Source organism: Amycolatopsis sp. NBC_00345, from assembly GCF_036116635.1.
GTDB lineage: Bacteria > Actinomycetota > Actinomycetes > Mycobacteriales > Pseudonocardiaceae > Amycolatopsis.
Genome location: NZ_CP107995.1, coordinates 6161993 through 6187122 on the forward strand (window position 1 = coordinate 6161993; position 25130 = coordinate 6187122).

Consider the following 25130-nt stretch of genomic DNA (forward strand, 5'->3'; position numbering starts at 1 on the left):
CCTGATCTCGGTGACCTCGTGGTGGGAACTGGGGGGCCGGCTCAGGCGAGCAACGCCCGGCCGAAGTGGTCGTCGGGACCGGTGACCCCGGGCAGCGCGAAGAAGTAACCGCCGCCGAACGGGGAGATGTAGTCGACCAGCGGCTCGTCCACGAGCCGCTTCTGGACCGCCTCGAACTGCCGCTCGAGGTCCTGCTGGTAGCAGAGGAAAACCAGGCCCATGTCCAGGTTGCCGTTCACGTCCACGCCGCGGTCGTAGTTGACCGCGCGGCGCAGGATCCGGCTGTTGTCGGTCTCGGCGGTGCGCGGGTTCGCCTTGCGGATGTGGCTGGTCAGCGGGATGACCGTGCCCACCGGGTCGTCGGCGTAGCGCGGCACGTCCTGCTCGTTCGCGCCGTCGAGCGGGGCGCCGGTGTCGCGCCGCCGGCCGAACATGTTCTCCTGCTCGGTGAGCGACACGCGGTCCCAGAACTCCACCAGCATCCGGATCAGCCGCACCACCTGGTAGCTGCCGCCGGTGGTCCACGCGGGCTCGCCGCCCCCGGACACCCACACCAGACGGTCCATTTCGGACTCGGCCGGGTTGGCGATGCCGTCCTTGAACCCCATCAGGTTGCGCGGGGTGCCGGACGGTCGCGGCTGCGAGCTGAACCCGTTGATCTTCCAGCGCAGCTGCATGCCGCCGCAGGTGGCGCGGGTGATGTCGCGAAGCGCGTGCAGCACGGTGTCGGTGGACTCGGCGGAGAGGGTGAGCGACAGGTCGCCGTGGCACTGCGCCGCGTCGAGCGCGTCGTTCGGGAACATCGTCATCGGCTTGAGCTTCGCCGGCTTGCGGTCCGCCAGCCCGTACCGGCCGTCGAACAGCGACGAGCCGGCGCCGAGCACCACGCCGAGGCTGCCCGGCGGCACCACGGGACCGAGCACACCGGAGTCGGCCGGCGGCGCGGTGATGCCGAGCGCGGCCGGGGCCCCGCCCGTGGTCAGGAACCGCGAGCGGTCGGTGATCTCCCGGAACAGCTCGGTCAGCTCCGCGCGGTTCTCCGCGATCACGTCGAACGACGCGACCACGCTCTGCGCGGGCGGCTGCCGCAGGATCGCGGCCTGGCGGGCACCGTGGAACGGGACCGCTTCACTGTCCTGGCTGTTTTGGCTGTTTTGGCTGCCTTGGCCGGCCGCGGTCGCCGCCGAGGCCCCCACCCCGACCCCGGCGACGGCCGTCAGCCCGGCGCCGACAACGGTGCGGCGCAGGAAATGGCGGCGCGAGGATTCGGTGCTCATACTGCCGCCTCCGCGGGAAGAAGTACGTCGGCGGTGCTCAAGAAACTCTCCTCGGCTCGGCGATGGCCGCGATCGGGGCCAGCTGCTCGGTCAGCTCGGCGACATCGCCGTTGATCTTCTGACGCTCCTGCGCGCCCAGCTGCGCGACGGGCGTCCAGCTGCCGTCCGCGCGGCGGGCGCCGTCGAGCACCGCCTCGGTGCGCTTCATCCAGCTGTCCACGGTGGACAGTTGCGGGAAGCGCGGGGCGAGCACCGGGCGCAGCACGTCGAGCACGGCCTGGACGCCGTCGAGGTTGGCGCGCGCCGTGGCGAGGTTCGTGCCGCTGCCGTAGTCGGTGCGGGCCGTGAGTTCGAACTGCAGGGCGTTCTCCACGATCTCGTGAGCGCGCAGGCCGAGGTCGTTGCCGTCCACCTGGCTCTGGGCGAACGACTGCTGCAGGGCGTGCGCGTCGGTGTCCAGCTGGTCCACGACGGTGCCGAGCGCGCCGAGGTCCTCACCGTGCCAGAGCCCGTATTCGAGCCGGTGGAAGCCGGTGAACCCTGGGTCGGACACGCCGTCGGGCAGGCCTGCGGTGGTGCCGTTGAGGGCGCCGTCGGAGTCGCCGAACGCGTCGTACGCGGCACCGAGCCGTTCGTAGGTCAGGTGCGCGGTGAGCCAGGCGGTCTGGGCGCCGGCGCGATCGCCGCGGTGCACGGCGTCCTTGACCGGGGCGATGTCGCCGACCAGCTGGACCAGCCCCTGCGTCACGTGCGCCTGGTACGTCTTGAGCGGCTGGAGCAGGTCGTTGCTGGTCACCGGCGCGACACCCGGGCCGCGCTCGGCGCCGCCACTGACCGTGCTCACCGGGCCGACGATCGCCGATGCGTCCTCCGGCAGGCACCGGAAGGCGTACTTTCCGTTACCGAGTGTCACCGGAAGCGGCCGGGTGGTCCCGGCGCCGAGCCCCTCCACCTCGCCGTAGACGACGCCGGTGCCCGGGTCGATCAGGTCGACCTCCGAGGTCACCGAACCGGTGTTGTGGAGGGTGAAGGTCTGGGCCCCCGGCCGAGGATCCGTCCAGCCCTGACCACAGGAGGAGCGGGAAATGGTGATCTCCGGATCCTGCGCCGACGCGCCGTCCGGCCAGACCGCGACGGCGATCCCCGCGACCAGCACCACGCCGACGGCCCCCACCACCCAGCGGGCACGCAAAGACCCCGGCACGTGAACACTCCTGCCACTCGTTCGGACTACCGGATCGGAATTATGCGTGCGGAAAGTGAAGAAACGAGGGGTCGGGCAGCCCGCCCACCGGGAATTCACCAGGACTTCAACCAGGAGAGTGCCAAAACGGAAATAGCGAACAAAGCGACCGCACCCAGTACGTCCGGTTCGAGTCCTATGGCGGATTCGCTCGCGGCGGAAATCGGCGGACGTCCGGCCCGGCCTGTGGTTGGCTGCCGGGATGACCACCCCACCCGGCTACCACACCGTCACTCCCCGGATGGTGGTCGCCGACGTCGCGGCCGCCGTGGACTTCCTAGTCTCGGTCTTCGCCGCGACCGCCCCGGCGCCCGCCGGCGGCCCGGTCCAGGTCCGGCTCGGGGATTCACTGGTGCTGATCTCGTCGACGGACTCCCGTGAATTGTTCCCCGCCTTCCTGTACGTCTACGTCGCCGACGTCGAGGCCACCTACGCCCGCGCGCTGGCCGCGGGCGCGACCTCGATGGAGCCGCCATGGGACACCCCGTACGGCGATTTCCGCGCGATGGTGCGGGATCCGTCCGGGAACGTGTTCCAGCTGGCTTCACCGAAAGACGCCGGCCGAAAGGGCTCGCGCTGATGGACAACCAGGAACTCCGCCGCCGCTTCGAAGGGCTCACCACCGCGCACCTCGCCGACGCCTGTGTCCGGGCGCGGCTGCAGGTCCGGTGCGCGCCGGCCGGGACGAGGGCGACGACGCCGGGCGCGCGGGTGGCCGGCCGGGTGCTGCCCGCGCGGCACGTCGGGAGCGTGGACGTCTTCCTCGAGGCGTTCGCCGGCAGCGAGCCGAGCGACGTGCTCGTGGTGGACAACCAGGGCCGTCTCGACGAGAGCTGCGTCGGTGACCTCGTCGCGATCGAAGCGGCGACGGCGGGCGTCGGCGGCATCGTGATCTGGGGGCTGCACCGCGACACCGCCGACCTCGCCGCGATCGGGCTGCCCGTGTTCAGCCTCGGTTCGATCCCGACCGGTCCGCTGAGTGTCCACACGCGACCGGAGGACGCGCTCGAATGCGCCACGGTCGGCACGTGGACGACAACCCGCGAAGACCTCGTGTTCGGCGATGAAGACGGTGTGCTCTTCGTACCCGGCAGCGAGGCCGACGAGGTTTTCCGCCTCGCGGAGTCCATTCGCGACACCGAGCACCGCCAGGCCGGGCTCATCCGCGGCGGCACCACGCTCCGGGCGCAGGTGCGGTTCGACGACTTCCTCCGGCAGCGCGCGGAAAACCCCTCACTCACGTTCCGGGAGCACCTGCGCACGGTCGGTGGCGCCGTTGAGGAATGAACCGCTGAGGAGTGACCGCCTGCTCGCATTGGTAACCGGTGTCGGCCGCCGGACCGGCCTCGGCGCCGCGATCGTCACCCGGCTGGCCGCGACCGGCTGGGACGTCGCGTCCACCCATTGGCAGCCCTACGACGACCGGATGCCCTGGGGCCACGACGAAGCCCGCGGCGAGATCGCGAGCACGTTCGATCTGGAGGCCGACCTCGAAGACCCGGCGACACCGTCGATGCTCTTCGACCGCGTCACGGCCGAGCTGGGTGACGTCCGGGCGCTGGTGCTGGCGCACTGCGAGTCCGTGGACTCCGGGCTGCTGGACACCACACCGGAAAGCTTCGACCGGCACTTCGCCGTCAACACCCGCGCTAGCTGGCTGCTGATCCGCGAGTTCGCCCAGCGCTACCGCGGCCCGCGCGGAGACGGCCGGATCGTCGCGCTGACCAGTGACGCCGTCGTCGGCAACGTGCCCTACGGCGCGAGCAAGGGCGCGCTGGACCGGATCGTCCTCGCCGCGGCGAGCGAGCTGGGGCCACTCGGGATCACGGCCAACGCCGTCAACCCCGGCCCCACCGACACGGGCTGGCTGACGGACGAGCTGGCCGCCGCCGTTGTCACCAGGACCCCGCTCGGCCGCCTCGGCCTGCCCCGCGACGGCGCCAACCTGGTCGCCTTCCTGCTCAGCCCCGAGGGCGGCTGGATCACCGGCCAGCTCCTCACCAGCAACGGCGGTTTCTCATGAGTGGCAACGAAACTCACCCGGACAACGTCGGGCACTTACGCGCCCGGTGACCGCACCAGCCGCGCTTCACTTCCAGGCCCGTGGGGAATTGTCTCCACGCACCAGCCGCGAGGCCATATGTGCTTGCGGTTCGGGCTGATAACACGAGCATTGTCAAAACTGATCTCAGCTTTGTACGCCGCCCCGCGGAACAAGGCGTCCCCGGTGAACGTCACCCCGCCAAACCCCGCGTCCCCGACGAACGTCACCTCGCCAAACCCCGCGTCCCCAGTGAACGTCACCCCGCCGAACTCGGCTTCCCTGGCGAACGTCGCTCCACGGAACCAGGCGTTCCCGGTGAACGTCACCCCGCGGAACTCGACGTCCCCAGCGAACGCCGCCCCTCCGAACCAAGCGCCCCCAGTGAACATCGCCCCGCTGAACTCGGTGTCCCCGGTGAACGTCACCTCGCCGAACCCTGCGTTCCCGATGAACGTCGCCCCGCTGAGGTCGGCGCCTCCAGCGAACATCGCCGCGCGGAACCACGCGTTCCCGGTGAACGTGACCTCGCTGAAGTCGGCGTCCCTGGTGAACGTCGCCCCGCCGAACCAGGCGTCCCCGGCGAACATCGCCCCACGGAACTCGGCGTCTCCGGCGAACGTCACCTCGCCGAACCAAGCGTCCCCAGCGAACGTCACCCCCTCGAACCACGAGTAGCTGTGGAGGGTGGCGTTCCGGAAGTCGGCGGAGGCGATCCGGCAGTTCCTGAAGTCGACTTCGATGAGCACGGCGTCTCGGAGGTCGAGGCTGATTTTCTTCCAGAACGCATGGGGTGAGGTTTCTGAGCTTCGCAGGTGGCGGAGCAAGATCTGCTGCGCGGTGCGGCGCACGTCCAACTCCAGCCGGCGAGCCGCGATCTCCTCATCGGATGGTTCTGGATCACCAGCGCTTGTGTCTGATGAAGCAGGCTCGGCACCGGCGGCGAGGATGACGCGACCGGGTGGCAGCTGATAGGGCGCACGGAGGTACGCGCAGATCCGGTCGACCACGGTCTGCCGCAAGCTCGGGTACTGCTCGGCGAGCCGTTCCAGGTCGGTCAGCCCACCAATGCGAACGGCGGCTTTTTCGCTGCCGAGTTGCTCGCTGGCTTTGGAGGACAAAGTAGTGATGTGGGTTGCTTCGTCGTTGGCGAGTTGCCGACGATGTTCCCGCTGACTCAGGCGTAGCCGTTCGACGGTGACGAAGGCGGCGAGGATCGCGAGCACGGCGGCGGCGCTTTTCCATCCGGTGTCGAACGCGTCTCGATGATTAGCAGAGGTATCGCCCCACAGCAACACGGTGATCGTGATCCCCACGGCGGCGCTCACAGCCAGGGCCAGCCACACCCAGACCCACGCGAACTCACGCAGGGAACGATCCTCTCGCCCACCATTCATCCAGCTAGTTCAGCACGGCGCACGGCTGGCGTACGGGTGAATCTCACCGCGACGGCGTCAGAAACTCACGCGCCAACTGCTCCGCCCGGCGCCGCAGCAAAGACCGGGCATTGGCGACGCAACGGGCCGGGTCCGGGTCCAAGTCCGTGAGCGCGTACACGGCTTCAAAACCCGCCGCCCGCCACCGCGCTGGAGAGAGCAGACAACGACCCGCGACAGCGACCACCGGGACGCCCGCCGCAGCAGCCGCACGTTGCACACCAACCGGAGCCTTACCCCGCAACGACTGCTCATCCAACGAACCCTCACCGGTGACCACCAACCGCGCGTCCCGGACAGCATCGGTAAAACCCAGCAGCTCCAACATCAAACCGCTGCCCGGCCGCATCCGAGCGCCCAGCACCGCCAGCGCCGCGAAACCCACGCCACCCGCCGCGCCCGCGCCCGGCGCCGCGGCGAACTCCGGGCCGACCACCTCCGACCACCGTCGCAGACCGCGTTCCAGCACCACGACATCATCCGGCGACGCGCCCTTCTGCGGCCCGTACACCGCCGCCGCACCAGAAGATCCCAGCAGCGGATTATCCACATCAGACGCCAGCGAGACGTCCACCGGAGCCACCCACGAAAGGTCCACAGTAGACAGAGAAGCCAAAGAAGCCCCACCAGGCGGGAGAACGGCACCGGAGGCATCCAGCAGACGCGCCCCCAGCGCCGTCAGCATCCCGGCACCGCCGTCCGTGCAGGCGCTGCCGCCGACACCGAGCACCACTCGCGAAGCACCCGCCGCCACCGCCGCGGCGATCAGCTCACCGGTGCCGATACTGGACGCCGTCAGGGGTTGCGGCACGCCGCCGGGCAGCCGGTGCAGGCCGGAAGCCTCCGCCAGCTCCACCACGGCGACGTCGTCCCGGAGCGCGAAGTACGCCGTCACCCGGCGTCCGGTCGGGCCGTGCACCCGCGCCGGCACGCGGCGGAAACCGGCGGCGACGGCGGCCGCGACCGTCCCGTCACCGCCGTCCGCCACCGGCAGCATCCGCACCGGCTCCGGCGAAACCGCCGCGAAACCCTCGGCCACCACCGCCGCGACTTCGGCCGCGGTCAGCGAGCCCTTGAACTTGTCCGGGGCGACCAGCACCGTCACGGCCGCGGCTCGGACTCCGCCGCCCGGTAGGCGCGCCAGTCGCCGATCTCCGTGATGTCACGAAGCTGCACGTGCGAGGTCTGCGGGCGGCGCAGCAGCATCGCGAACGCCGAGCTGCCGTCCGCCAGCTCGATCACGCCCAGCTCCAGTTCCGGCGGCTCCGCCGGCAGGACGCGATCGCGCAGGGCGTCCAGCGAGACGTCGTAAACCTCGCCGCTCACGGGCGCGCCGCCGTGGGCGACCGGGATCAGCGCCGGGCACTGGCCGCCGACGGAGTAGAAGCGGTACTTCGGCGCCGTGGTCGTCGCGGTGACCAGCGGCGCGCCGTCGAGCAGGTGGTGCAGCGGCTCGCCGCGCATGGCGCCGCCGTTGAGGAAGATCAGGGCCACGGAAGGTCCTTTCTAGAGGATCGCCTTGACGACGTCGATTCCGAAGTAGACGGTGAAGACGAGCGCCAGCACGGTGAGGATCCAGCCGGCCTCGCGCCACTTCCCCTTGCAGGTCTTGATCAGCACGTACGCGATCAGGCCGGCGCCGACGCCGTTGGTGATCGAGTAGGTGAACGGGATCAGCGCGACGGTGAGGAACACCGGGATCGTGTAGTCCGGGTCGTTCCACGGAATGTTTCGGCACTGCGCCACCATCATCCCGCCGATCACCACCAGCGCGGGCGCGGCGGCCTGCGCCGGCACGATGCCCGCGATCGGGGTGAACAGCAGCGTCGCGGCGAACAGCACACCGGTGACCACGCTCGCCAGCCCGGTCCGCGCGCCCTCCCCGACGCCGGCCGCGGATTCCAGGAACACGGTGTTCGGCGACGAGCCGGACAGCCCGCCCGCGATCGCGCCCGCGCCGTCGACCAGCAGGATGCGGCCCATCTTCGGCACGCGCCCGTCCTTCGACAGCCCGGCTTCGGCCGAAACGCTGGTGATCGTGCCCATCGCGTCGAAGAAGCCCGACAGCACCAGCGTGAACAGGAAGATCGTGGCCGTCAGCGCACCCGCCGAGGCGAAGCCGCCGAACAGGTCGACGTGCCCGAGCAGCCCGAAGTTCGGGGCCGCCACGACGTGGCTGGGCAGGGTCGGGGTGGCCAGGCCCCAGCTGCCGACGCCGAAGCCGTCATGCAGCACCACGGCGAACACAGTGGACACCGCGATGCTGATCAGCACCGCGCCGGGCACCTTGCGCGAAGTGAGCACGGTCATCAGCAGCAGGCCGAAGCAGAACACCGCGATCGGCCAGCCGTTCAGGTGCCCGTCGAGGCCGAGGCGGACCGGGACGGTGGTGCCGGCCGTGTCCGGGGTCCGGGTCACGAACCCCGCGCTGACCAGGCCGACCAGGGCGAGGTAGAGCCCGATGCCGACCGTGATGGCCATCTTCAACGGCGGCGGGATCGCGTTCATGATGCGTTCCCGGATCCCGCTGACGGCCATCAGCACGATGCAGACGCCTTCGAGCACCACCAGCCCGAAGGCCTGCGCCCACGTCATCGCCGGCGCCATCTGGAACGCCACGATGCCGTTGATGCCGAGCCCGGCGGCGATCGCGAGCGGCGCGTTGCCGACCAGTCCCATGAGGACGGTCATCACCGCGGCCGCCAGCGCGGTGGCGGTGGTGACCTGCGCGGCGCTCAGCTTCGCGCCGGTGATGTCGGCGGAGGCGCCGAGGATGAGCGGGTTGAGCAGCACGATGTAGGCCATCGCGACGAACGTGGTGACGCCGCCGCGCACCTCCCGGCCGACGGTCGTGCGCCGCTCGGTCAGGTCGAACAGGCGGTCCATAAGGGACTTCCGGACCGGGTCTTTCTCCGGGCTCACAGCGTCTTCGATGCGTACCTGGGTCATGCGTCCTCCCCTTGCCGGTGGGTGTGCTCCACCGCGCCCCGCATTCGAGCGGGGCGTGGGAAGCGGGACGTTTCGGTTTTTGTGGTGCTCCGGTCAGCACCGGGATGGGCCCGGGGTACGGGCTTCCGGTGTTGGGGCGAATCCCTTGTGAGTGTTTATGACGGTTAGAACCGTCATAAACACTCACAAGGTTCAGTAGTCGACGCGGTCCGGCCGGTCCAGCCAGGCGTCGAAGGGCGCGAAGCCGTCCTTCAAGGACAGCCGGGAAACGGGTACTTCCCAGTTTTCGCGGGGGTTTTCGAACAGCTCGTAAAACGCGCGGTCGTCGAACCCGGCCTTGGCGGCGTCGTTGCGGTCGGCCGCGAAGAGCACACGGTCCACCCGCGCCCACAGCGCGGACGCGAGGCACATCGGGCACGGCTCGCACGAGGAGACGAGCACGCAGCCCGTCAGCTTGAAGTCGCCCAGCGCCTGGCAGGCCGCGCGGATCGCGACCACCTCGGCGTGCGCCGTCGGGTCGAGCGAAGGCGTGACGCGGTTGACGCCGGTGGAGATGATCTCGCCGTCCTTCGCGACCAGCGCGCCGAACGGGCCGCCGCCGTCGGCGACGTTGCGGGTGGCGATGCGGACGCTCTCGGCGAGCCAGGCGTGTTCGAGGTCGGCAGCGGCGGATACGGTCATTTCTTCAGCTCTCCCAATGGTTTTCAAAGTCTTCAGGTACCGGTGATGTGCTCGGGGCGGATCGGGACACGGGGCAGTTCGAGCCCGGTGGCCGCGCGGATCGCGTTGGCGATCGCCGGCGTCGCGGAGATCGTGGGCGGCTCCCCGACCCCGCGCACGCCGTACGGGGAGTGCGGGTCGGGCCGTTCCAGCACGTCGATCCGCATCGGCGGCATGTCGAGGACGGTCGGGATCAGGTAGTCGGTGAAGGACGGGTTGCGCACCTTGCCGTCGACGACCTGGATCTCCTCCATCACGGCCAGCCCGAGCCCCTGCGCGGAGCCGCCCTGGATCTGGCCGAGCACGGCGTCGGGGTTCAGCGCCTTACCGACGTCCTGCGCGCAGTCCAGCTGGACGACCTTGACCAGGCCCAGCTCCACGTCGACGTCCACCACCGCGCGGTGGGCGGAGAAGCCGTACTGCACGTGGGCGTCGCCCTGGCCGGTCTCCGGGTCGAGCGGGTAGGTCTTGCGGTGGTGGTATTCACGGGTCTCCTCCACGACCTCGTCGCCCAGCAGCTCGGCCAGCCCGGTGAGCACCTCGCCGTCGTCGGCGACGACTTTGCCGCCGGCCAGCGACATCCCGGTGGCCGGGCGGACGAGCCGACGCTCAGCCAGCGCGTACACCGCTTCGGCCACCGCGCGGCAGGCATTACGTACGGCGCCACCGGTGATGTACGTCTGGCGCGAGGCCGAGCTGGAACCCGCGTCGCCGACGCTCGTGTCGGCCGGGTGCACGGTCACCCGCGGCACGCCCAGCTCCGTCCGCGCGATCTGCTGCTGCAGCGTGACGAGGCCCTGCCCCACCTCGGCCGCGGCGGTGTGCACCATCGCGACCGGCTCGCCGCCGATGACCTGCAGCCGCACGCGAGCCGTCGAGTAGTCGTCGAGGCCCTCGGCGTAGGAGATGTTCTTGATGGTCACGCCGTAGCCGACACCGCGGACCACCCCCTCGCCGTGCGTCACGTTCGACGCGCCGCCGGGCAGGTCCCGGATGTCCACGGCACCGGTGCGTTCCGGCGGCAGCGGCATGTCCTTGAGCCGCTGGACCAGCTCGCCGACCGGCGCCGGGAAGTCGACGACCTGGCCGGTGACGTTGGTGGAGCCCTCGCTCATCGCGTTGCGGATCCGCAGGTCCGCGGGGTCGACGCCGAGCGCGGCGGCGAGTTTGTCCATTTGCGACTCGTACGCGTACGTCGGCTGCACCGCGCCGAGGCCGCGCATCGCGCCGCACGTCGGGTTGTTGCTGTACACGCCCCAGCCCTCGATCTTCGCGTTCGGCACGTTGTACGGGCCGACGCTGAGTGTCGTGCCGTTGCCGACCACCACCGGGGTCTTGGACGCGTACGCGCCTCCGTCGAAGTACATCCGCGCGCGGACGTACACGAGGTCGCCGTCCTTCGTCGCACCGTGCTCGTAGTACATCTTCGCCGGGTGACGGTGGACGTGGCCGAAGAAGGACTCTTCGCGGTTGTAAACCATCTTCACCGGACGGCCGGTGCGAAGCGCCAGCAGGCACGAGTGGATCTGCATGGACAGGTCTTCACGCCCGCCGAACGCGCCGCCGACGCCCGACAGCGTCAGCCGCACCTTCTCCGGTGGCAGGCCGAGCGCCTTGGCCGTCTGCCGCTGGTCGACGTGCAGCCACTGGGTGGCGAGGTAGAGGTCGACCCCGCCCTCGTCGTCCGGCACGGCCAGCCCGGACTCCGGGCCGAGGAACGCCTGGTCCTGCATGCCGATCTCGTAGACGCCGGAGACCACCACGTCGGCGGCCGCGTCCGGGTCGCCCTTGAGGATCCGCTGGTAGCGCACCAGGTTCCCGCCCGGGTGCAGCTTCGGCAGCGTGGTGTCGTGCGCGGCGCGCTCGGGGTCGGTGATCGGCTCCAGCACCTCGTACTCGACGTCGATCTCCTTGAGCGCCTGCCGTGCGATCTCGGGGTGGTCGGCCGCGAGGATCGCCACCGGCTCGCCCTGGAACCGCACCCGGTCCTCGGCCAGCGCGGGGGTGTCCTGGTACTTGAGGCCGTAGACGTTCTCGCCGGGCACGTCCTCGTGCGTGAGCACCGCGTGCACCCCGGGCTGGGCCAGCGCGCGGGACACGTCGAGGCGCACGATGCGGGCGTGCGGGTGCGGGCTGCGCAGCGTCGCGCCCCACAGCATGTCCTCGTGCCACAGGTCGGACGAGTAGGCGAACTCGCCGCGGACCTTGAGCGTGCCGTCGGGGCGCAGTGGGCTCGCGCCGATCCCGCCGCTGACGGTGCCGGCCAGGTCCTGCGGGGACCGGGCCGGGGCTGCCCTGGTCATGCGCCCTCCTCAACGGACACGGCGAGCCGCGGCTGTGTTGCTACGTCGGCCAGGCATGGCGCCGATGATTCGGACCTGCAAGCAGTCCTCATGCGTTCTCCTTTCGCGCAGCCGCAAGCCGGACCGCGTCCAGGATCTTCTCGTACCCGGTGCAACGGCACAGGTTGCCTGCCAGCGCCTCGCGGATCTCGGCGTCACTCGGGTCGGTGGTGCGCGCGACGAGGTCGTGCGCCGTCACCAGCAAGCCGGGGGTGCAGAAGCCACATTGGATGGCCCCGTACTCCACAAAGGACTCTTGGATCGGGTCCAGCCGGTCGCCGTCGGCGAGGCCTTCGACGGTACGCACCTCGCGACCCTCCGCCTGACCGGCCGCCACCAGGCACGAGCACACCGGGACGCCGTCGAGGTACACCGTGCAGGATCCGCATTCGCCCTGTTCACAGGCGTTCTTCGAACCCGCGAGGCCCAGCCGCTCGCGCAGCACGTACAGCAGGCTCTCGCCTTCCCAGACGTTGTCCGCCTGGCGCTTTTCGCCGTTCACCACCACGTTCACGCGCATTCGGCCTGCCTTCCGCCGCAGTAGTCGGTCCAGGCCCAGGTCAGCGTCCGCCGAGCGAGGACGGACAGGGCGTGCTTGCGATAGTCCGCGCTGCCGCGGACGTCGTCGATCGGAGCCGCCGCCTGCGCGACCAGCTCGCCGAACCGGCGTTTCACCGAGTCGGCGAGCGCGCGGGGCCGGTCCCACTGGTCCTCGGCCGCCAGCTCCCCGGCGATGAACTCCTCGGCGTCGACGGCCCGGCGCGGGGTCGGTGCGGCCGAGCCGACCCCGGTCCCGACCCGGCGCTCCCCCGGGTGCAGCGCGAGGCCGAAGGCGCAGACGGCGATGACCATCGCGTTGCGCGTGCCGACCTTGCTGAACTGCTGCGGCCCGGCGGCCGGGGCGAGGTGGACGGCGGTGATCAGCTCGTCCGGCTCGAGAACGTTGCGCTTCACGCCGAGGTAGAAGTCCTTCGCCTCGACACGGCGGGTGCCGCGCACCGAGGCGATCTCGACCTCGGCGCCGGCCGCGAGCAGGGCCGGGTGCGAGTCGCCCGCGGGCGAGGCCGCGCCGAGGTTGCCGCCGACGCTGCCGCGGTTGCGGATCTGCGGCGAGCCCACCGTCCGCGCGGCCATGGCGAGCCCGGGCAGGCGGTCGCCGAGTTCCGCGATGATCCGGGTGTACGGCGTCGCGGCGGCGATCCGGATCCGACCGTCCACAGTGTCGTGGCCGGACAGCTCGGCGACGCGGTTGAGGTCGAGCAGCGCGGCCGGGCGGCGGTGGTCGAAATTGATCTCCACCAGCACGTCCGTGCCACCCGCGACGGGCACCGCGTCCGGGTGCGCCGCCTTGGCCGCCAGTGCCTCGGCCAGCGAGGCGGGGCGCAGAAACTCCATGACGTCCTTTCAGTGCCAGGCCGGGCCGGCGGGCGGCGCGTCGTCGCGCAGCACGGTGCCCTCGATCAGGCCGTACGGCCGATCGGCGGCGTGGAACACCTCACCGGGGTTGTCCAGCCCGAACGGCGAGAGGTCGGTCAGGAAGTGATGCTTGTTCGGCAGGGAAAGCCGGATCTCGACGATCTCCGGCACCGTCTCCAGCACACGCGTGCCCATCGCGTAGAGCGTCTGCTGCAGCGACAGACTGTACGTTCCTCCGAACGCGTCGAGCAGCGACGCCAGCGCCGTGTCGTACGCCTTGGTCCAGTCGGCCTCGTCGGCGGCGAAGCGCCAGGTGGCGGACACCGCCGTGGCCAGGATGCGGTCCTTGGTCTCGGCGAGCGTGGTGTACTCCTCGCGCGGGAAGCCCCAGAACTCCGAGCCGGTGGTGTTCAGCACGGTCAGGTCGCGCACGCCGCCCAGCACCCAGGCACGCTCGCCGTCGAAGGTCACGGTGGTGGCGCGCGTGCCGCCGCCGGAGCGGGCGAACGAGTGGTGCGCGGGCCGGCCGCCGACCTGAAGCCGCTGCCACGGATAGGACTCGACCTCGACGCGCGCCCCGTGGATGCTCTCCTGCGACGTCACGAAGTGGCGGGCCAGGCGCAGCGCGTAGTCCTCGATCTCGCCGATCCCGTCGCGGGCGAACGCGTGCACGGTGTTCTTCTGCGTGTCGGTGGCCAGGACCTTGTCGTTGGCCCCGGTCAGGTGGGTGTCGCTCATGTCGCCGGAGAGCGACACGCTCACGTTGAGGTCGGTGATCCGGTGCTCGTCGCCGTCGCGGTCGACGCGCACGAGCCGGTTCTCCGCCTTCCCGTAGCGGTTGTCACCCAGAACGATCGCCATGGTCTTCCTTCCCGCGCTGTGTCCTCGATGTCTTGGGAGTACACACGCCGCGACGTGGCGCGGACCACGGCAGATCCGCCGAAAGGAGCGGGGTACACGGGGCCGTTTTTCGTAGATTCCTCCAAACGACGCGCCGGGTGGGGTGTGCGGTACTGGTGGGGTCGGAACTGGGAAGGGGTGAGGCGTGCGGCTCGGTGCGCTGCTGGACACGCCGGGGCTCGGGCTGACGCTGCTGGCCGGCGCCGAGGCGCTGGACCGCGAGTTCGAGCGGGTGTTCCAAGTGACCCTGCAGGACCCGACGCGGTACCTGGACGGCGGCGAGATCGTGCTGAGCGGCCTGCGCTGGCTGCCCGGTCCCGCCGACGCGGACGAGTTCGTCCGCGCCCTCGCCGCGGCGGGGGTGGTCGCGCTGGGCGCGGGCACGGCCGAGTTCAGCGGCCCGGTGCCGGATCACCTGGTGGAGTCGTGCCGCCGGGTCGGGCTGCCGCTGTTCGAAGTGCCGCTGTCGGTGTCCTTCGCGACGGTGACGGAACGCGTGATCCTCGGCCTCGCCGCCGAGCGCGACGCCCCGGCGCAGGACTCGCACCGGCGGCTGATCGCGGCCGTCACCGAGGGCCGCGGCCTGCCCGCCCTGGTCGCCGCCGGCGCGGCCGAGCTGGCCGCGGACTGCTGGGTGCTCAGCGCGACGGGCCGCCTGATCGCCGGCCCGGACTCCCTGCCGGCCGACCGGCGCGCGTCGCTCGCCCGGCACTTTCTTCGGGCGGAACGCTTGCCGCTGACGGTAGAGGCGACCGGCACCCGCGGGTCTGCCGTCGCCGAGGCAACCGCTCCGGACGGTTCGGCCGCCGCTTCTGTCTCGACTGGCGGCCGCAACCGCGGCCCGTCAACAGGCCGCGGTTCGACTTCTGCGCCCACCGGCGACCGCACTTCCGCCCCACCAACAGCCCACAACTCGACTTCCCTCCCAACTGGCGGCCGACTAACAGCCCACGGTTCGGCTTCTGTCCCAACCGGCGACCACACCCCCGCCCCACCAACAGCCCACAACTCGACTTCCGTCCCAACCAGCGACCCCACTCCCAACGCGCCGCAGGCAACCCGCAACTCGGCGCCGTCCGGCCCGGTCACCCTCCTCGCCGCGGCGAGCCGCTCCGGGCACCGGGTGGCCAGCTGGTTCCTGGTGGTCGACGGGGACTGCTCGGCGTGGCCGTCGTGGCGGCGGGAGCTGGCGCTGGAACTGGCGCCACTGGTCGGGCTGGAGCGCTCGCGTGTCGACGAGGCGAAGCGCATCGAGAACCGCGCGGCCGAACCGTTGCTGCGTCTGGCCCTGTCCGACTCGCCGACGGCCGAGCTGGCGTCCCGGCTGGCGGCGGCGGAGTTCCCCGCGCGGGCGCAACTGGTGGCGCTGTCCGCCGAGGTCGCGGGCGGCGGCCCCGGCCTGACCCCGGTGCTGGTCGAGGAACTGCTGGCGACCGTCTCCGGACCGACGCTCGTCGGCACCGTCGATGGCGAGACTTTCGGCCTGTTCCCCGCTTTCCTGCGCCTCGACCGCGTGGCGGCGGACCTGCGCGGGGCCGTCCGCACCCTCGAACCGGCGCTGGGCTCGGCCCGCCTGGCCATCGGGCTGAGCCGGGCACCGGACGCGGCGGGGCTGCGCGCGGGAATCCAGGAGGCCCGGCACGCGCGCACGCTCGCGGCGCTTTCGCCGGGCCGCGCGAGCGTCCTGGCAGGTGACGAGGTCGCGTCGCACCTGCTGCTGCTCGCCGCCGTCCCGGAGGACCTGCGCCGGTCCTTCGGCGACAAGGTCCTCGGCCCGGTCCTGGCTTACGACACCGCGCACGGCTCCGAACTGCTGCGAACGCTCAGGGCCTTCCTCGAGCACTCGGGCTCCTGGACGCAGACGTCCGCCGCGCTGCACCTGCACGTGAACACCCTGCGGTACCGGGTGGGCCGGATCTCGGACCTCACCGGACGGGACCTGGGCCGGTTCGCCGACCGCGTCGACCTCTATCTGGCGGGCTGCTTCACCCAGGGCTGGGGCTGGTCATGACGCGCGCCCGTCGTGGACCGCCTCCAGCGCCCACTCCGCACGCGGCTGGTTGTGCAGCCGCCAGTAGTGCTCGGCGATGTCGTCCGGGTCGAACGCCGTGCCCGGGGCGACCGCTCCGGCGACCGTGACCGAGGCGAAGTGGAGCTCGGGGTACTGCTCGGCGAACAGCGCCACCAGCGTCCGCACGCCCGTCTTCCCCAGCGACAAACTGCTGTAATCCGCCTTCGGCTCCGGCATCCCGCCGGTGACCAGGAAGGTGCCGTGGCCCCGCGCGGCCATCGCCGGGGCCAGGTGCGCGGCGGCGGCGTACGCGCCCAGCACGTTGACCCGCCAGCGCTCCAGGTGCTCGTCCACCGTCAGCTCGCCCGGGGTGTCCGGCCGGATCACGGCGGCGTTGTAGACCACCACTTCCGGTAGCCCGAGGTCCGCGACGGCCGCGTCCAGGGCCGTGCGCAGGGACTTCTCGTCCATGACGTCGGCCTGGTACGGCCCCGTGCGCGAGATCAGGGCGGCCCCGAACCCCTCCCGCTCGAAGCGGCGTCCCACCGAGCGGCCGATGCCCGGTCCCGCCCCGATCACGATCGTCACCGGCATGCCCGGCTCCTTCCCTCGGTCTCCTCGACCGTACGGCCTGACACCGGTGTCAACCCCAAATCCACTGACCGGTTGGTTGCTAGCCTGGGCGCATGGCTCGCGACGCGGAACAGACGAAACGCCGGCTGCTCGACGCCGCCACCGGCGAGTTCTCCGGCTACGGCATCGCGGGCGCGCGCGTCGACCGGATCGCCGCCGCCGCGGGCTGCAACAAGGCGATGATCTACTCCTACTTCGGCAGCAAGGAGCAGCTTTTCGACGCCGTCTTCGACGAGCGGACAAAAGCGTTCTTCGCCGCCGTGCCGTTCGACGCCGGCGACCTCGCCGGCTACACCGGGCGCGCGTTCGACTACTACGAGGACCATCCCGAGACGCTGCGACTGTCCACCTGGTACCGGCTCGAACGGCCCGCCGACGAGCACCTGCGCGCGATCACCGAGGCGAACGACCTCCGGCTGGGCGAGATCGGCCGCGCGCAGCAGGCGGGCGAGGTGCCGGGGCACTACTCGCCGGTGCAGCTGGTCGTCCTGATCCAGGCGCTGTCCGCGGCGTGGCACACCACGAACCCGGAACTCGGCCCGCGGCTGCCCGCCGAACGGGCCGAACGGCGGCTTACGCTCGTCGACGCCGTTCAGGGATTGCTTGCACGGAAATAGTCAAGGCTTTCTTTCGTTCGCAGCGCGGAAAACAACGCAATAATAACGGCCGCGACGAGAACAGCGAGTGCGACAGCGGACAACCCGGTGTAAACGACCGGCGCCGAGAACGGCGGAATTCCGGCGAAGGCCTCGATTCCGATGACGGCCGTCAGCACGGCGTCCGCGACGACGGCGAGCCACACCAGCCGGAGCCGCCGTGGTTCGGCCCAGTCGGTGAACCGCAGCAGCCACGCGAGCCCGGGCAGCACCAGGATCGCGTGCATCGCCACGGCGTGCAGCGGCTTCAGCGCGCCCGCCGTGGTGTACGCCAGCTGCGGGTCGCCGCCGCGCGCCTCGCCGACGCCGCGGGCGATCATCACCGCACCGGTCGCGAGCGCGACCATCAGCACCAGCAGCCCGAAGCGCACGGCCAGCCGGAGGCTCGGCGACATCACGCCTGGTGAGAGGAAGGCCGCGAGGGTGAAACCGAGCCCGGTCACCACGATCACGGCGCCACCGCCGGCGAGCGTCGTCGAAACGGCCGTGTCGAAACCGGTCTCGAAGTTGAAATGCGACGGCACGCCGCGCCACGCCTGCATGGTCACCAGCGCCACCTCGGCCACGCAGGCGATGAGGAACGCGCCGAGCAGCCCCGTCCGGCCCCGGACCGTGAGGTACGACGTCGCCCACGCGACCGTCGCCAGGGTGAGGCCGAACGACAGCCCGAACGTGACCGCCTTGCGCAGCGAAACCGGCCCGATCCAGGTGCCGCCCGAAGCCAGCAGGACCACGGCGTTCACCAGCCCGGCGGCGAAGAGCACGGCGCCCACCACGTACGCGGCGCGCTCGACTCGCCGGCCGTCCCGCCAGATGCGGCCCACGGCCACCACGATCGGAGTCATGCCGCCGAGTCTGGTGCCACGACAACGTTTCGTCGTCGTGCCGGTGTCGACACCAGCGTACGCAGATTTACGTACGCCAGTCGCATTAAAAAGAAACAAAAAGCGCCGGTAAAGGAATTCCGGAGTTATTGACCGGGAGATGACTTTGCCAGTGTGCGGCGACACTCGGGAGGAGGATGCACGGTCGGCTCAGGAGTTCTACCCTGAAGTCATGTACATAGCCCTGCTGACATACACAGCGCCCCGAAACGAAGTCGACTACGCACTTCCGGAACACGCGGATTGGGTGCGGTCACACTTTTCGCACGGCTTGTTCCTGGTTTCCGGAAAAGGAAACGGGGATGCCGACCAGGTCATCCTCACCCGCCCCTGCCTGCGCGGCAAGCTGGACGCCGTGCTCGCCACCGACCCCTTCATCCTCCAACGCCTCGCCCGCTACACCGTGATCGAGTTCTCCGCCACCCGCACCTCCCACGAATTCCACGCCATCAACGAGGCACTCGCCTCCTGAGTCGGTCGAAGGCCCGCGCGCAGGTGGCCTCCGGCATCGTCGCCCGCCACCTGCCGGCCGTACTGCCGTCGTGAGCTCGCCTATGATCGCGGAGACCGACGCACCGGCACGGGAGAGCACATTGAAGACGCCCGACCTCGTCTTCCGAGGCCGCCGCCTCACCAGCGATCGCGCACTGGTGATGGCCATCGTCAACCGCACGCCCGATTCGTTCTACGACCACGGCGCCACTTTCGAAGAGCAGCGCGCGCAGGACGCCGTCCGCCGCGCCCGCGCCGAGGGAGCGGACCTCATCGACATCGGCGGAGTGCCCGCCGGCAAGGGCCCCGAGGTCACCGCGGCGGAGGAGATCAGCCGCGTCGTGCCGACCGTCGCCTGGGCCCGCGAGACCTTCCCCGACCTCGTGATCAGCGTCGACACCTATCGCGCCGAGGTCGCGGACGCCGTCTGCCGCGCCGGCGCGGACCTGGTCAACGACAACTGGGCCGCCGTCGAACCGGAGATCCTGGACGTCGCCGCGCAGTACGGCGCCGGGTACATCTGCGCGCACACCAACGGTTTGAAGCCGCGCACGGAAGCCGTCCGGCCCGAGTACGACGACGTCGTCGCGGCCGTGATCGAGGGCACCACCGCGCTGGCCGAGCGGGCGCTGGAGCGCGGGGTGCCGCGCGAGGGCATCATGATCGACCCCTGCATCGACTTCGGGAAGAACTCTTACCAGTCGCTGGAACTGCTGCGGAACGTCGAGGCGCTGACCGCGACCGGCTGGCCGGTGCTGATGGCGCTGTCGAACAAGGACGTGATCGGCGAGACTCTGGACGTGTCCGTCGACGAGCGCGTGAGCGGGACTCTCGCGGCGACGGCGGTGGCCGCGCTGCACGGGGCCGCGATGTTCCGCGCGCACCAGGTGCGCGAGACGCGGCACGTGGTCGAGATGGTGGCCAGCATCGCAGGCACGCGCGCGCCGGCGAACGTGGTGCGTTCGCTGTGATCCGCGAGATCTGGCCCGGCACCCGCGACCTGACCGACGCCGACCTGGAGCGGCTGTACTCCTACCCGGCGGACCCGAAGTGGCTGGCGGTGAACTTCGTCTCCAGCGCCGACGGCGCGGTGACGGTCGAAGGCCGCTCGGCCACGCTGTCGACGCCCGCGGACCGGACCGTCTACCGGCTGGGCAACGACCTCGCCGACGTCGTCCTGGTCGGCGCGGGAACGGCGCTGATCGAGGGTTTCGAGGGCGGGCAGCCGGACTCGCGGTCGGCCGAGCGGCGTCGTCGCCACGGCCTGGCGCCGATCGCGCCGGTCGCGGTGGTGACTTCGGGCCGTTCCCTGCCGCCCGACGCGCCGGTGATCGCGAAGGCCGCGGTGCCCACGATCGTCATCACCAGCGAAGCCGCGCCCGCGGACCTGCGCACGGCGTGGTCGTCGGCGGGCGCGGACGTGCTGATCGCGGGCACCGACACCGTGGACCTCCGCACAGCCGTCGACGGTCTGGTCGCCCGCGGCCTGACCCGCATCGACTGCGAGGGCGGCCCCCACCTGTTCGCGACCCTCGCCGCCGCCGGAGTCGTCGACGAGCTGCGCCTCACGATCGCCCCGCTCCTGGTAGCCGGCACGGCGTCCCGCGTCGCCGCCGGCGCCGGTTTGGACCCGGCCCGGCTGGAGCTGGCGTCGGTTCTGGTGGAGGACGGGACTCTTCTGCTGCGCTACCTGCTTTAGTCGCTTGCGGGATCGGCTTCGGTCTCCTCGGTCTCCCACACCTTCCGCGCCGCCGTTGCCGCTGGCCGACCCTCAGCGCTGCTGGTGCTCGTAGAAAGCGCGGACGTGAGCAGCCTGCCCCGCGGCGTCCAGTTCCACGACGTCGAGGGCGCGATTGCCGTTCTCCCGGTGGTAGAACAGCGCGTAGCCGTCCGGGCTGCTCAGGAGCGCCTCTTCGGTGAACGCCAGGTCCGGTGCGAGTTCCAGACCCCGCTCGAAGTGCAGGCGCAGCTCGGCTTGGCCATGCAGGTGCCCGTCGGCCCGCCCCCAGCGACGGACGACGGTGGACGCCACGAAGTCGACGTCCTCGGCGTAACAGGCCATGATCGCGTCAAGATCCCGGTCCCGCCAGGCCGCGAGCCACACATCAGCGTGCGCGCGAGCATCCATGGTCGCAGTATGCCCGTACCGGGAGACGTTCGCGATCAAGAAACACGCAGGCGCTGGGGTTTTCAGGCGCTGGGGTTTTCAGGGGTTGGGGTTTTCGGGGGTCGGAGGTTTCAGGGGTTGGGGTTCCGTGGCCTGGGCTGGCAGAACCCGAGCCACCGGCCACTCCCGGCACCCCCACCGACACCACCCCTCCCGGCTCACCCCTCACGTCACGGGAAGCAGCTCGAACCCCGCTTTCCCGAACGATTCGCCGTTCACCTGGATCTCCAGCGCGTGCGGCCCCGGGTGGTACACGCGCGTGGTGATCAGCCGGAACGAGTGAGTGCGCTCCAAGACCAGCTCCGCCCCCGGCTCGAGAGTCTTCGTGGTGAGCTTGAAGACCTTGGGCGTGGTGGAACCGTTGGCCTTGCGGTGATGCACGACGTAATCGACGACCAGGTTCGCCGGCGCGGCGCTCGTGTTGCGCAGCGTGCAGCTGAAACCGAGTTCGTCGCCGACCGCCACGGATTCGCCCGAGAGCGCGGGACCGTCGAGGGCGATGCCGGTGGGCGGGGCGAAACCCAGCAATGCCAACGCATCCGCGTCGCCCTGCTTGATCAGCGTGCGCAGGCCGTGGCGCACGAGTTGCGCGGTCTGCTTACCGGTGTCCGCGGCCGACCAGCGAGCCGCCGCCGATACGGCGATCTCCGGACGGCCGCGGCTCACGTCGTTCAGATGGTTGGCAACGGAACGCCGCACGTACGCGGACTCGTCGCGGCACAGCGCGTCGAGGATCGGCACGGTCACCCCCGGGCGCTCCACGATCGCAGTGACCCGCCGTGCCCAGGGCAGCAACGGCCGCGTTCCCTCCGAGGCCAGCCGGCGGACGTGCTCGTCGGGATGCTCCGTCCAGCTCAGCACCTTCGGCAGCGCGCGCTCGAGGTCAGCGTCCAGCAACGGGCGGACAGCGAACTCGGCGGTGAGCCGCGGGGTGAGGTCGGCGAGCAGATCAAGCGCCGCGTCGAACGCTGCCGGCCCACCGTCCTCGAGCGCCCGCGCCGACACAGCCTCGGTGACCGGCCAGATCATCCAGCCGGTGAACGTGTCGTCGATCAATGCCCGGCGCACCACGTCCTCCAGTTCGTGGTAGCAGCCGGGCAGGTCGGCCAGCAACGCGTCACGCAACAAATCGGTGCGCTGGCGCAGGCCGAGCCCGGTCAACCGCGCCCGGCCCAGCGCCGGGAACCGCAGACCCGGCGCCGCGGTTTTCAAGCTCCCAGCCAATCCTTCAGCCGCCCGCGCGTTGAGCAGCTCGTCCGCCAGTGGCATCGTCCCTCCCTCTGCTACATACTCGACTATATCATGTGTAGCGCTACAGTTGCTATATGGACATCGTGAACGGCAGCGCCAAGGACCGGCTACTGCTCGCCGCCGCCCAACTGCTCGACAACGCCCACGGTCACGCGGTGTCCACTCGCGCCATCTGCGAGCGAGCCCACGTCCAGGCACCGACGCTCTACCACCACTTCGGCAGCAAACAGGGCTTGCTCGACGCAGTGGTCAACTTCGGCTTCACCCAGTATGTGGAGAGCACCGACAAGACCGAGCCGGACGCGGATCCAGTCCAGCAGATCCGCGACGGCTGGGACCGTCACGTCAGCTACGGCCTGCACTACCCGACCTTCTACGTACTGCTCTACGGCCAGATCAAGCCCGGCGAACCGTGCGCTCTCACCTCCAGCGCGGAGGAGATGCTGCTCGAACTGCTCACGCCCGTCGCCCGCCAGGGCCGGCTGCGCACCACCCCGGCGGAGGCCGCGCGGCAGATCGCGGCGGCCAACTCCGGCGTCACGCTGAGCCTGATCGCCCAGCCCGAAGAGGCCCGCGACCTGGCGATGTCGCATCAGGTCCGCGAGTCCGTGCTGGCCGGGCTGCTCACCGACGAGCCCGCCGGGAAGCCGTCCACCGTCGACGCGCTCGCGGTCGCTTTGTCGACCGCGCTGGACTCGCAAGCCGCCGCGCTGACCTCCACCGAGCAGAGCATGCTGCGCGAATGGCTCGGTCGCCTCGTCCACTGACTTCTGCTACATTCGCTATAGTCATCCATATAGCGAATGTAGGAGGTACGCGGTGACAGCACGACTCGGCCGGTTCGGCGCTTGGATGAGCCCGGCGACCGACGACCGGACGCTCAGGAAAACGGCCGTCGAAGCGGAGAAACTGGGCTACGGCACCGTCTGGTTCGGCATCGGCAGCGGCACGGTCGAAGACCTCGCCTTCTTCGAGGAGGTGCTGGCGGCGACCGAAACCGTCACCGTCGCCACGGCGATCGTGAACATGTGGACCAACGACGCGGGCAAGATCGCCGCGTCCTACCACCGGCTGGCCGAGCGCTACGGCGACCGGTTCCTGCTGGGAGTCGGCGTCGGCCACCCGGAATCCGTGGCCCAGTACGAAAGTCCATACGCGAAGATGGTCGGCTACCTCGACCGGCTCGATGCCGAAGGCGTACCGAAGGACGGCCGAATCCTGGCCGCGCTGGGTGACAAGTCCTTGAAACTGGCCGCGGACCGCACGCTGGGCGCGCACCCGTACCTCGTGACCCCCGCGCACACGGGACATGCCCGCAAAATCTTGGGCCCGGACGTGGTCCTCGCACCCGAGCACAAGGTCGTGGTGGAGGAGGACGCGGCGGCCGCGCGGCTGATCGGGCGGCCGTTCGTGGAGAAGCCGTATCTGGGACTGCGCAACTACGTGAGCAATCTCCGCCGTCTCGGCTACACCGAGGAGGACGTCGCGGGCGGCGGCACCGACCGCCTGATCGACGACCTCGCGCTGCACGGCTCCCCCTCGACGATCGCGAACCGGCTCGGCGAGCACCTGGCCGAGGGCGCCGACCACGTGGGGGTCCACGTACTGGGCACGGACATCCTGACGGGGTACCGGAAACTGGCGGAGGTGCTGTTCTGACGATTGCGAGACTTGGGCAGCGACCGGCTCCAGGGGCCATGCCGGTTCTTTCAGATCGCGCTGCTGCACACCTGTGGGTACTCGGAACCGAATCCCGTGATGAGCTGTCGTTTCGGGTGTTCGGGCGGGCGTCCCGACTTCTTGCCCCTGGGTAGCGGCAATTCCGGCTTCGCCCAGGAATCAGGCCCTAGCTCGCTTGTCCAACGGAACTGGAGAGAAGCGACGGGCCGAGGTCAGCCGAGCCGACCGCGGCGAGCATGGCGGTGTCACCAGCGAGCGGGGCAGCGCCGAGGGTGGTCCCCATGACACTGGCCAACTGGCCGGTGAGCATGCACTGCGTGGCGAGTTTGACGCCAAGGGGCAGCAACTGCGGCTGAATGTTGGCCCGCAACACGTTGACGTAGAACACGTCGACTGGGCCGGGCTGGTTGTTCACCTTCGCCGTGGCGACCAGGGACATGCCGCGGGTGCGGACGTCGAGGCCCGTCAGGGTCAGGTGCCGGCCGGCAGCGTTGCCGAAGTCGAACCCACCGGGCAGAGTGGCGTGCGCCTCGGTGATGTCCAGATTGGACTCGCCCACGACGGTGAACTTGACACAGGAGCGGCCGTCAGCGGTCGTCGAGTAGGTGGCCGGCGCGATCGCGGCCATTCGCAAGCCGTCGGCGGTGAACGCGCGCTGCGCCGTGGCGTTCAGGCAAACAGTCAGCACACCATTCCGAATTTGCAGCGGCGGCAGCGGTGACAACGCGGAAGCCGCGGCGATTCCGTTGCCAGCCAACAGGGACACGACGGCAAGGGCGACAACCGCCGCCAGACGGGCCTTCACAACCAGGAGTCCTCTCGCAACTATCCTTTGTGGACCGCAGGAGCGTAGCGGCGATCATCCGCGAAAGGGAGCCACTTACGTCTATCAAGTGACGAGAGGGAAATACTTCAGCGTACAACGGAAATAGCCGCGACCAGATCGCGCTGGGAATACTCGGCGCGCCGCGACGGCACTGTCGAGTTGGACCACCACGAGATCGGCCGGTCGTGCGACCAGCCGGACCGGGC

At 70.3% G+C, this 25130-nt stretch carries 26 protein-coding genes; 10 read left to right on the forward strand and 16 right to left on the reverse strand.

Going from position 1 to position 25130, the window contains the following annotated elements:
* Positions 1-41: 41 nt before the first annotated feature.
* Both efeB and OG943_RS27395 read right to left on the reverse strand, forming a co-directional pair.
* Entirely contained in the window at positions 42-1277 is a 1236-nt protein-coding gene (efeB, locus tag OG943_RS27390; protein ID WP_328603799.1) for an iron uptake transporter deferrochelatase/peroxidase subunit, read from the reverse strand.
* A 37-nt stretch (positions 1278-1314) separates the two neighbouring features.
* Positions 1315-2481 carry an EfeM/EfeO family lipoprotein gene (locus tag OG943_RS27395; protein WP_328603800.1) on the reverse strand — a complete coding sequence of 389 codons (1167 nt, stop codon included), beginning with the start codon at positions 2479-2481 and terminating at the stop codon, positions 1315-1317.
* Between the two features lie 241 nt (positions 2482-2722).
* Here OG943_RS27395 and OG943_RS27400 point away from each other — a divergent pair, with 241 nt between their 5' ends.
* The 3 genes from OG943_RS27400 to OG943_RS27410 are packed head-to-tail and all read left to right on the forward strand — an operon-like array spanning position 2723 to position 4543.
* Complete coding sequence (locus OG943_RS27400) at positions 2723-3100, forward strand: VOC family protein (RefSeq protein ID WP_328603801.1); 378 nt, start codon at positions 2723-2725, stop codon at positions 3098-3100.
* Positions 3100-3807, forward strand: a complete 708-nt coding sequence (locus tag OG943_RS27405; RefSeq protein WP_328603802.1) for an RraA family protein — start codon at positions 3100-3102, stop codon at positions 3805-3807. Before OG943_RS27400 ends, OG943_RS27405 begins: the two co-directional genes overlap by 1 nt.
* Complete coding sequence (locus OG943_RS27410; RefSeq protein WP_328603803.1) at positions 3797-4543, forward strand: SDR family oxidoreductase; 747 nt, start codon at positions 3797-3799, stop codon at positions 4541-4543. Before OG943_RS27405 ends, OG943_RS27410 begins: the two co-directional genes overlap by 11 nt.
* Positions 4544-4578: 35 nt before the next feature.
* On the opposite strand, the gene OG943_RS27415 is transcribed toward OG943_RS27410, so the two are convergent.
* The 9 genes from OG943_RS27415 to pucL form a co-directional block, all read right to left on the reverse strand.
* Positions 4579-5877, reverse strand: coding sequence for a pentapeptide repeat-containing protein (locus OG943_RS27415; protein ID WP_328603804.1), 1299 nt, complete (start codon positions 5875-5877; stop codon positions 4579-4581).
* A 124-nt stretch (positions 5878-6001) separates the two neighbouring features.
* Positions 6002-7102, reverse strand: coding sequence for a glycerate kinase (locus OG943_RS27420; protein ID WP_328603805.1), 1101 nt, complete (start codon positions 7100-7102; stop codon positions 6002-6004).
* On the reverse strand, positions 7099-7491 hold the full coding sequence (locus tag OG943_RS27425) for an allophanate hydrolase-related protein (RefSeq protein ID WP_328603806.1): 393 nt from the start codon (positions 7489-7491) through the stop codon (positions 7099-7101). The genes OG943_RS27420 and OG943_RS27425 overlap by 4 nt, the downstream gene beginning before the upstream one ends.
* Positions 7492-7503: 12 nt before the next feature.
* Positions 7504-8946: an NCS2 family permease gene (locus tag OG943_RS27430; protein ID WP_328603807.1), complete on the reverse strand. Its 1443-nt coding sequence runs from the start codon at positions 8944-8946 to the stop codon at positions 7504-7506.
* A gap of 192 nt (positions 8947-9138) precedes the next feature.
* The gene (locus tag OG943_RS27435) at positions 9139-9627 is read right to left on the reverse strand and encodes a nucleoside deaminase (protein WP_328603808.1); all 489 of its coding nucleotides are present in this window, start codon (positions 9625-9627) and stop codon (positions 9139-9141) included.
* Between the two features lie 32 nt (positions 9628-9659).
* Complete coding sequence (pucD, locus tag OG943_RS27440; RefSeq protein WP_328603809.1) at positions 9660-11969, reverse strand: xanthine dehydrogenase subunit D; 2310 nt, start codon at positions 11967-11969, stop codon at positions 9660-9662.
* A gap of 88 nt (positions 11970-12057) precedes the next feature.
* A complete protein-coding gene (locus OG943_RS27445; RefSeq protein ID WP_328603810.1) occupies positions 12058-12528 on the reverse strand; it encodes a (2Fe-2S)-binding protein in 471 nt (156 codons plus the stop codon).
* Positions 12519-13403: an FAD binding domain-containing protein gene (locus OG943_RS27450; protein ID WP_328603811.1), complete on the reverse strand. Its 885-nt coding sequence runs from the start codon at positions 13401-13403 to the stop codon at positions 12519-12521. The genes OG943_RS27445 and OG943_RS27450 overlap by 10 nt, the downstream gene beginning before the upstream one ends.
* Positions 13404-13412: 9 nt before the next feature.
* Positions 13413-14285, reverse strand: a complete 873-nt coding sequence (gene pucL, locus OG943_RS27455; RefSeq protein ID WP_328603812.1) for a factor-independent urate hydroxylase — start codon at positions 14283-14285, stop codon at positions 13413-13415.
* Positions 14286-14469: 184 nt separating this feature from the next.
* On the opposite strand from pucL, the gene OG943_RS27460 reads away from it, so the two are divergent.
* A complete protein-coding gene (locus tag OG943_RS27460; protein ID WP_328603813.1) occupies positions 14470-16335 on the forward strand; it encodes a helix-turn-helix domain-containing protein in 1866 nt (621 codons plus the stop codon).
* On the opposite strand, the gene OG943_RS27465 is transcribed toward OG943_RS27460, so the two are convergent.
* Positions 16330-16929: an SDR family NAD(P)-dependent oxidoreductase gene (locus tag OG943_RS27465; RefSeq protein ID WP_328603814.1), complete on the reverse strand. Its 600-nt coding sequence runs from the start codon at positions 16927-16929 to the stop codon at positions 16330-16332. The two genes, OG943_RS27460 and OG943_RS27465, sit on opposite strands and share 6 nt — an antisense overlap.
* Before the next feature lie 92 nt (positions 16930-17021).
* Here OG943_RS27465 and OG943_RS27470 point away from each other — a divergent pair, with 92 nt between their 5' ends.
* Positions 17022-17585 (forward strand): TetR family transcriptional regulator, encoded by a 564-nt coding sequence (locus tag OG943_RS27470; protein ID WP_328603815.1) that lies wholly within the window; start codon positions 17022-17024, stop codon positions 17583-17585.
* Here OG943_RS27470 and OG943_RS27475 read toward each other — a convergent pair.
* Positions 17561-18469 (reverse strand): hypothetical protein, encoded by a 909-nt coding sequence (locus OG943_RS27475; protein WP_328603816.1) that lies wholly within the window; start codon positions 18467-18469, stop codon positions 17561-17563. The genes OG943_RS27470 and OG943_RS27475 overlap by 25 nt on opposite strands.
* Positions 18470-18680: 211 nt before the next feature.
* Here OG943_RS27475 and OG943_RS27480 point away from each other — a divergent pair, with 211 nt between their 5' ends.
* The 3 genes from OG943_RS27480 to OG943_RS27490 all read left to right on the forward strand — a co-directional run bounded on the left by OG943_RS27480 (position 18681) and on the right by OG943_RS27490 (position 20699).
* On the forward strand, positions 18681-18980 hold the full coding sequence (locus tag OG943_RS27480; RefSeq protein ID WP_328612156.1) for a YciI family protein: 300 nt from the start codon (positions 18681-18683) through the stop codon (positions 18978-18980).
* A gap of 181 nt (positions 18981-19161) precedes the next feature.
* Entirely contained in the window at positions 19162-19971 is an 810-nt protein-coding gene (gene folP / locus OG943_RS27485) for a dihydropteroate synthase (protein ID WP_442874813.1), read from the forward strand.
* Positions 19968-20699, forward strand: a complete 732-nt coding sequence (locus OG943_RS27490; protein WP_328603818.1) for a pyrimidine reductase family protein — start codon at positions 19968-19970, stop codon at positions 20697-20699. The genes folP and OG943_RS27490 overlap by 4 nt, the downstream gene beginning before the upstream one ends.
* Before the next feature lie 72 nt (positions 20700-20771).
* Here OG943_RS27490 and OG943_RS27495 read toward each other — a convergent pair whose 3' ends face one another.
* Both OG943_RS27495 and OG943_RS27500 read right to left on the reverse strand, forming a co-directional pair.
* On the reverse strand, positions 20772-21128 hold the full coding sequence (locus OG943_RS27495; RefSeq protein ID WP_328603819.1) for a nuclear transport factor 2 family protein: 357 nt from the start codon (positions 21126-21128) through the stop codon (positions 20772-20774).
* A gap of 204 nt (positions 21129-21332) precedes the next feature.
* On the reverse strand, positions 21333-22436 hold the full coding sequence (locus OG943_RS27500) for a DNA alkylation repair protein (protein ID WP_328603820.1): 1104 nt from the start codon (positions 22434-22436) through the stop codon (positions 21333-21335).
* Positions 22437-22492: 56 nt separating this feature from the next.
* Here OG943_RS27500 and OG943_RS27505 point away from each other — a divergent pair, with 56 nt between their 5' ends.
* Together OG943_RS27505 and OG943_RS27510 are read left to right on the forward strand one after the other, a co-directional pair.
* Positions 22493-23185 (forward strand): TetR/AcrR family transcriptional regulator, encoded by a 693-nt coding sequence (locus tag OG943_RS27505; RefSeq protein ID WP_328603821.1) that lies wholly within the window; start codon positions 22493-22495, stop codon positions 23183-23185.
* Between the two features lie 52 nt (positions 23186-23237).
* Complete coding sequence (locus tag OG943_RS27510) at positions 23238-24077, forward strand: LLM class F420-dependent oxidoreductase (protein ID WP_328603822.1); 840 nt, start codon at positions 23238-23240, stop codon at positions 24075-24077.
* A gap of 187 nt (positions 24078-24264) precedes the next feature.
* Here OG943_RS27510 and OG943_RS27515 read toward each other — a convergent pair whose 3' ends face one another.
* The gene (locus OG943_RS27515; RefSeq protein WP_328603823.1) at positions 24265-24903 is read right to left on the reverse strand and encodes a hypothetical protein; all 639 of its coding nucleotides are present in this window, start codon (positions 24901-24903) and stop codon (positions 24265-24267) included.
* Positions 24904-25130 lie beyond the last annotated feature (227 nt).

What these genes read in the sequence shown, in the direction of transcription:
- efeB (WP_328603799.1), bottom strand. Translation starts at nt 1,277, where the DNA reads ATGAGCACCGAATCCTCGCGCCGCCATTTCCTGCGCCGCACCGTTGTC.
- OG943_RS27400 (WP_328603801.1), top strand. Translation starts at nt 2,723, where the DNA reads ATGACCACCCCACCCGGCTACCACACCGTCACTCCCCGGATGGTGGTC.
- OG943_RS27405 (WP_328603802.1), top strand. Translation starts at nt 3,100, where the DNA reads ATGGACAACCAGGAACTCCGCCGCCGCTTCGAAGGGCTCACCACCGCG.
- OG943_RS27430 (WP_328603807.1), bottom strand. Translation starts at nt 8,946, where the DNA reads ATGACCCAGGTACGCATCGAAGACGCTGTGAGCCCGGAGAAAGACCCG.
- OG943_RS27435 (WP_328603808.1), bottom strand. Translation starts at nt 9,627, where the DNA reads ATGACCGTATCCGCCGCTGCCGACCTCGAACACGCCTGGCTCGCCGAG.
- pucD (WP_328603809.1), bottom strand. Translation starts at nt 11,969, where the DNA reads ATGACCAGGGCAGCCCCGGCCCGGTCCCCGCAGGACCTGGCCGGCACC.
- OG943_RS27445 (WP_328603810.1), bottom strand. Translation starts at nt 12,528, where the DNA reads ATGCGCGTGAACGTGGTGGTGAACGGCGAAAAGCGCCAGGCGGACAAC.
- OG943_RS27450 (WP_328603811.1), bottom strand. Translation starts at nt 13,403, where the DNA reads ATGGAGTTTCTGCGCCCCGCCTCGCTGGCCGAGGCACTGGCGGCCAAG.
- pucL (WP_328603812.1), bottom strand. Translation starts at nt 14,285, where the DNA reads ATGGCGATCGTTCTGGGTGACAACCGCTACGGGAAGGCGGAGAACCGG.
- OG943_RS27465 (WP_328603814.1), bottom strand. Translation starts at nt 16,929, where the DNA reads ATGCCGGTGACGATCGTGATCGGGGCGGGACCGGGCATCGGCCGCTCG.
- OG943_RS27470 (WP_328603815.1), top strand. Translation starts at nt 17,022, where the DNA reads ATGGCTCGCGACGCGGAACAGACGAAACGCCGGCTGCTCGACGCCGCC.
- OG943_RS27475 (WP_328603816.1), bottom strand. Translation starts at nt 18,469, where the DNA reads ATGACTCCGATCGTGGTGGCCGTGGGCCGCATCTGGCGGGACGGCCGG.
- OG943_RS27480 (WP_328612156.1), top strand. Translation starts at nt 18,681, where the DNA reads ATGTACATAGCCCTGCTGACATACACAGCGCCCCGAAACGAAGTCGAC.
- folP (WP_442874813.1), top strand. Translation starts at nt 19,162, where the DNA reads ATGGCCATCGTCAACCGCACGCCCGATTCGTTCTACGACCACGGCGCC.
- OG943_RS27495 (WP_328603819.1), bottom strand. Translation starts at nt 21,128, where the DNA reads ATGGATGCTCGCGCGCACGCTGATGTGTGGCTCGCGGCCTGGCGGGAC.
- OG943_RS27500 (WP_328603820.1), bottom strand. Translation starts at nt 22,436, where the DNA reads ATGCCACTGGCGGACGAGCTGCTCAACGCGCGGGCGGCTGAAGGATTG.
- OG943_RS27505 (WP_328603821.1), top strand. Translation starts at nt 22,493, where the DNA reads ATGGACATCGTGAACGGCAGCGCCAAGGACCGGCTACTGCTCGCCGCC.